This window comes from Mycobacterium sp. TH-M15, assembly GCF_057473705.1.
On sequence record NZ_JBYCLB010000678.1, the window covers coordinates 1 to 4,732 of the forward strand.

Consider the following 4,732-nt stretch of genomic DNA (forward strand, 5'->3'; position numbering starts at 1 on the left):
CGCCGTGGTGGCGGCGCGGGTGGGCGGGCCGGACGGGGTCGTCCTGATCGCCGCCGGTGACGTACCGGCGGTGACCGACACCGGAAGCGGCGCGGCCGGGCCCGGCGGACTGCTTCCCACCGCCAGGTCGGATCGGGCCGAGCAGCAGCTGGCAGTATTGGCCGTCCGACTGGAGATGGCCGCGGCATACCTGCGCCTGCTGACCGGGCGGCGCGGATAACGGGGATAGACGGCACAGTGGAGCTACTACGCGGAGCGATCCGGACGTACGCCTGGGGGTCACGGACTGCGATCGCCGAATTCACCGGCCGGCCGGTGCCCACCGCGCACCCCGAGGCCGAGCTGTGGTTCGGTGCGCATCCCGAGGACCCGGCGTGGCTGGAGACCACCACCGGCGAGGTCTCGCTGCTCGACACCCTGCGCACCGATCCGGAAGGGCAGCTGGGCTCGGCGGTGCGTGCGCGGTTCGGCGACGCGCTGCCGTTCCTGGTGAAGGTGCTGGCCGCCGACGAGCCGCTGTCGCTGCAGGCCCACCCCAGCGCCGAGCAGGCCGCCGAGGGGTACCGGCGGGAGGAGCGCCGCGGCGTCCCGTTGTCGTCGCCGATCCGCAACTATCGGGACACCAGCCACAAGCCCGAGCTGCTGGTGGCGCTGCGGCCGTTCGAGGTGCTGGCCGGCTTCCGCCCGGCGGCCCGCACCGTCGAGCTGCTGCAGGCGCTGACCGTGTCCGACCTGGATCCGTTCATCGAGCTGCTCAGCGACCAGTCCGACGCGGCCGGCCTGCGGGCGCTGTTCACCACCTGGATCACCGCACCGCAGCCCGACCTCGACGTGCTGGTGCCGGCGGTGCTCGACGGCGCGATCCACTACCTGAGCTCGGCCGCCACCGAGTTCGCCGCCGAAGCCAAGACGGTGCTGGAGCTCGGCGAACGCTACCCGGGCGACGCGGGGGTGCTGGCAGCGCTGCTGCTCAACCGGATCCAGCTGAGCCCGGGGGAGGCGATCTTCCTGCCGGCCGGTAACCTGCACACCTATCTGCACGGTGTCGGGCTGGAAGTGATGGCGAACTCCGACAACGTGCTGCGCGGCGGGATGACCCCGAAGCACGTGGACGTGCCGGAGCTGTTGCGGGTGCTGGACTTCGCCCCGGCCGCGGAGGCCTCGCTGCGACCGGCGACCGACCGCGACGGGCCCGAGCTGACCTACCAGACCGCGACCGCGGAGTTCGCCGTGTCCAGGCTGGCCCTCGACGGTGACCGGGTCGGCCACGAGGTGGACGCGCCGTCCCGGCACGACGGCCCGCAGATCCTGGTCTGCACCGCCGGCGCGGCCGTGGTGCAGGCAAAATCGGGGGCACTGCGGCTGCATCGCGGGGCGGCGGCCTGGGTGCCCGCAGACGACGGACCCATCCGGCTGCTCGCCGGGGAGCCGACCGAACTGTTCCGGGTCACCGCGGGCGTGTGAGACTTCTCCAGCAGAAAGGTTGAACCCATGGCCAAACTCTCTTATCCGCAGCTCTCCGCCGCCTGCGAGCCCGGCGGCGGGACCGCCGTCAGCCTGGTCACCGAGCTGGCACCGGCCGGCGGGCCACACGCCGCGGTGGCGCCGGCGCCGATCGGCGGCGGCGGCGCGGCGTTCGCCTACGAGACCCGGTTCATCGACGACGAATCCGCGACGACGGTGATCATCGACCAGAACCGGAGCCAGCTGCACCGGGTGGAGACGGCGATCCTGCAGAGCATCCGCGACGACGACCCGTTGATCAGCCGGGTGCCGCGGGTGCAGGTGTACTACGACGGCGGCCAGGTCCAGGTCACCGATCTGGAGCTGCCGGAGCGGATCTTCGACAACCAGATCCGCTCCGGAACCGTCGACGGCCGGCCGGTGACCGACCATCCCCGCTACCGGGAGGCGCGCGCCTCCGCGCCGGCCAACGCCCGTGCCCTGCTCGAACTCAGCCCCGGCAGCCTGGTGTTCGGCTCCTGGGACCTCACCCGCAAGGGCCGGCAGAGCCGCTACCGCGGTGCGCTGGTCGGCGAGATCATCGGGGTGCTCGCCGATCAGAGCGGTGATCAACTCCGCGCCGCACGCGGCGGCCCGACCGCCGCCGAAGATGTCGACGAGGCCGAGGCCGGTGATGATCTCGGCGTCGTCGGCTGCCGGCGGATCATCCGCACCCAGGTGCTCAGCTTCGCCGCCCTGCGAAAGCTGCGCTTCGACTCCGGCCCGGCCGGTGACGTGTCCTGCCGCGCACTGCTGGCCGCCTACGCCCTGGCCGGTCTGGCCCGGGCGAACGAGGAGTTGACGCTGCGGGCGAACTGCGACCTGGTCGAGTCGGGGCCCATCGCGGTGAATCTCGATGCCCGGCACGGGGAATTCGTCGCGCTGGCGGCACCGTCGATCGACGAGACCGACGCGCTGCTCGAGCAGGCGCTGGTGGAAGCCAAGCGGGAGGCCGACATCGATTGGCGCGGACAGGTTTTCGAAGTCGTCGGCGACCCGACGATCTACGCCGCCGTCCAGGCCGGTGAGGCGCCGGAGCGCGCCGACGTCGAGCGGACGGCACCCCGGCAACCGGCCGGCGGGCACCCGGGCCGCCGGTTCGGACGGCCGCTGTTCGTCGACGCGAAAGAACTCGGCCCGCGTGGCTGACCGGGGCAGCGATCTCCGATCGTGAGGGGCCGGATCGCGTTTGCCCTGCTGCCCGCCGGTCTCCGGTTCGCGGTGTGGGCAGCCGTCTTCGCCGGGCTGGCCCGGGTGACCACACATCACGGGCTGTTCGTCGTCGCCCTGTTCGACACCGCGGGTGCGGCGGTCGCCGTCGGCCGGGGGCAGCCGAGACATCGCGCGCGGGCCGACGCGGTGACCGGACTCATCTGGACGCAGCGCTCGGTCGCCGTCGACGCGGTCTGCACCGGCACCGTCCCCGCCGACCGGGCGGTGCGGCTGGCGGCGATCCGGATCGGGGTGGCCATGCTGGGCAACGCGACGGCGGACCAGCTGCGCCGCCGTCGGCGGCTGATCTGGCTGGCCGCGCTGGTGGTCGTCGTGCTGGCCATCGCGGCGGCGGCCTCGCGCTTCGCCGGGGTGAACGTTCTGGGCTACCTCATGCTGGCGGCGGTGGCGGTGACCGGGTTGGCGTGGGAGGCGCTGCGCAGCTGGCTGATCGAGACCAACCTCGGGGTGTTGACCGACGGGGTGCGGCTGCCGAACCACGGCCCGGTCTGACGGTCGGCTGCGCGGCGCTGGGGGCGGCCGGAGCTTGGCCGCTAGTCTCACCTGCGTGAAGCGGATTCCCGACGCGGACGGCCCCCGGGCGTTGCTGCGCGACTCGGTGCTCGACGCGATGCGGGAGCTGCTGGGGACCCGCGACTGGTCGGCGATCACCCTGGCCGACGTGGCCGGCGCCGCCGGGATCAGCCGGCAGACCATCTACAACGAGTTCGGCTCGCGGCAGGGCCTGGCCTACGGCTACGCGCTGCGGCTGGCCGATCGGCTGGTGGACGCGGTCGACACCGCGATTCAGCAGAACGTCGGCGAGATCCACGCCGCGTTCCTGGCCGGCTTCCGGTCGTTCTTCGCCGAGTCGGCGGCCGACCCGCTGGTGATCTCGCTGCTCACCGGGGCCGCCAAGCCCGACCTGCTGCAGATCATCACCACCGGCAGCGGTCCGATCATCGCCCGCTGCGCGCAGCGCCTGACGTCGTCGTTCGTGCACAGTTGGGTCAAGGTCAGCGACTCCGACGCCGGCATCCTGGCTCGCGCGGTGGTCCGGCTGGCGATGAGCTACGTCTCGATGCCGCCGGAAGCCGACCACGACGTCGCCGCCGACCTGGCCCGGCTGTTCACCCCGGCCGCGCGGGAGTACGGCATCATCGAATCCGACTGACCCGCCCGATCGGGGCTGTGCACCCGGCCGGTAGTTTGTAACCAAGCTAACCAACCGAATCGATAAGGGCCGCCATGACCGGAATGACACCGACCGCCGACACCAACAACGGCATCGACTACAAGGTTGCCGACCTGTCGCTGGCGGAGTTCGGCCGCAAGGAGATCCGGCTGGCCGAGCACGAGATGCCCGGCCTGATGGCGCTGCGCCGCGAATACGCCGGCGTCAACCCGCTCAAGGGCGCGCGCATCACCGGGTCGCTGCACATGACCATCCAGACCGCGGTGCTGATCGAGACGCTGGTCGACCTGGGTGCGCAGGTGCGCTGGGCGTCCTGCAACATCTTCTCCACCCAGGACCACGCCGCCGCCGCGGTCGTCGTCGGACCCGACGGCACCCCCGAACAGCCGCATGGCACCCCGGTCTTCGCCTGGAAGGGCGAGAGCCTGGAGGAGTACTGGTGGTGCGCCGAGCAGGCCCTGACCTGGGACGGCGACCCGGTGAACATGATCCTCGACGACGGCGGCGACGCCACCATGATGGTGCTGCGCGGGGCGCAGTACGAGAAGGCCGGGGTGGTGCCGCCCGCCGAGGAGGGCGACTCGCACGAGTGGAAGGTGTTCTTGGCCCGGCTGCGTGAGGGTATGACGTCCGACAAGGCCGACGCTGGTTCAAAGTGGACCACGATCGCCGCGTCGGTTCGGGGGGTCACCGAGGATACCACCCCCGGCGTACTCCGGCTCTACCAGCTAGCGGCGGCCGGTGGGCTGTCTTTCCCGGCGATCACCGTCAACGACTCGGTGACCAAATCCAAGTTCGACAACAAATACGGCTGCCGGCACT

At 71.8% G+C, this 4,732-nt stretch carries 5 protein-coding genes and 1 pseudogene; all 6 read left to right on the plus strand.

From position 1 onward, the window contains the following. Positions 1 to 220 (plus strand): annotated as a pseudogene (locus AC2VNT_RS16600) (TobH protein); the annotation flags it as partial. Positions 221 to 237: 17 nt separating this feature from the next. Then, positions 238 to 1,464: a mannose-6-phosphate isomerase, class I gene (gene manA, locus AC2VNT_RS16605; protein ID WP_486947898.1), complete on the plus strand. Its 1,227-nt coding sequence runs from the start codon at positions 238 to 240 to the stop codon at positions 1,462 to 1,464. A gap of 27 nt (positions 1,465 to 1,491) precedes the next feature. Continuing rightward, positions 1,492 to 2,652 (plus strand): type I-G CRISPR-associated RAMP protein Csb1/Cas7g, encoded by a 1,161-nt coding sequence (gene cas7g / locus AC2VNT_RS16610; RefSeq protein ID WP_486947899.1) that lies wholly within the window; start codon positions 1,492 to 1,494, stop codon positions 2,650 to 2,652. 21 nt (positions 2,653 to 2,673) lie between these two features. Beyond that, positions 2,674 to 3,228 (plus strand): hypothetical protein, encoded by a 555-nt coding sequence (locus AC2VNT_RS16615; RefSeq protein WP_486947900.1) that lies wholly within the window; start codon positions 2,674 to 2,676, stop codon positions 3,226 to 3,228. A gap of 55 nt (positions 3,229 to 3,283) precedes the next feature. Further along, a complete protein-coding gene (alkX, locus tag AC2VNT_RS16620; protein ID WP_486947901.1) occupies positions 3,284 to 3,889 on the plus strand; it encodes a TetR family transcriptional regulator AlkX in 606 nt (201 codons plus the stop codon). A gap of 74 nt (positions 3,890 to 3,963) precedes the next feature. Beyond that, positions 3,964 to 4,732: adenosylhomocysteinase (locus AC2VNT_RS16625; RefSeq protein WP_486947902.1), on the plus strand; the 769-nt coding region annotated here is incomplete at its 3' end.

Excerpts from the sequence above, each read along its gene's own strand:
- cas7g (WP_486947899.1), top strand. The coding sequence starts at position 1,492 with ATGGCCAAACTCTCTTATCCGCAGCTCTCCGCCGCCTGCGAGCCCGGC.